The organism is Bacillus nitratireducens, from assembly GCF_036320425.1.
Taxonomy (GTDB): Bacteria; Bacillota; Bacilli; order Bacillales; family Bacillaceae_G; genus Bacillus_A; species Bacillus_A nitratireducens.
This window is the reverse complement of sequence record NZ_JAUMJO010000071.1, coordinates 1-231: the sequence shown is the minus strand read 5'-3', so window position 1 is coordinate 231 and position 231 is coordinate 1. Positions and strand designations below refer to the sequence as shown.

1 protein-coding gene is annotated in these 231 nt (G+C 35.5%); it reads left to right on the top strand.

The features are described 5' to 3' along the window. Nucleotides 1-231, top strand: a 231-nt coding sequence (locus Q3V31_RS31115; RefSeq protein WP_329767708.1) for a Cna B-type domain-containing protein, incomplete at both ends; no start/stop codon positions are given.

Genomic DNA, 231 nt, shown 5'->3' with positions numbered 1-231 from the left:
ATCACAGTTCAATTGCTTCAAAATGGTAAAGAGTTCAAAACAGAAGAAGTGAAAGCTGATAAAGAAGGCAACTGGAATTTCAGCTTCAAAGACCTACCAAAGTACGATGAACAAGGAAATGAGTTCAAGTACACAGTAAGTGAAGTAAAAGTGAAAGACTATGAAACAAAAGTAGAAGGAACAACGATTACGAACACTTACAAGAATACGGACAAAACAGAACTAAGTGGT